Here is a 286-nt window from a genome sequence, read left to right as displayed (position 1 = left end):
ACATAGACCAATTGGATGCGTTCGGATTGGGCCAGTTTCCAGGCCAGGGCGTGTTCGCGGCCGCCGGAGCCGACTACCAGGATTTTCATAGGCTTATTCTTCGATCAGGGCGTTGGTGTAAACTTCTTGCACATCGTCGAGGTTCTCGAGCGCGTCGAGGATCTTTTGCATGCGGATGCCGTCTTCACCTTCGATCACGGTTTCGGTCGCTGGTTTCATGATGATCTCGGCCACCTCGGCCTTGAAGCCGGCCGCCTCGAGCTTCTCCTTGACGCCCGCGAAGGCG

2 protein-coding genes are annotated in these 286 nt (G+C 58.0%); both read right to left on the bottom strand.

Annotated features, from left to right (window positions below; all coding sequences use genetic code 11):
- The coding region (locus tag D0817_RS27305; protein WP_134737819.1) for a phosphoribosylamine--glycine ligase N-terminal domain-containing protein at positions 1-89 on the bottom strand (89 nt) is incomplete at its 3' end.
- 4 nt (positions 90-93) lie between these two features.
- On the bottom strand, positions 94-286 hold a 193-nt coding region (locus tag D0817_RS27300), incomplete at its 5' end, for a YebC/PmpR family DNA-binding transcriptional regulator (protein WP_193555385.1).

The sequence above is a fragment of the Flavobacterium cupreum genome (assembly GCF_003996965.1).
Taxonomy (GTDB): Bacteria; Bacteroidota; Bacteroidia; order Flavobacteriales; family Flavobacteriaceae; genus Flavobacterium; species Flavobacterium cupreum.
Note: the sequence above shows the minus strand (reverse complement) of the source record. Positions and strands in the feature narration are given on the sequence as shown.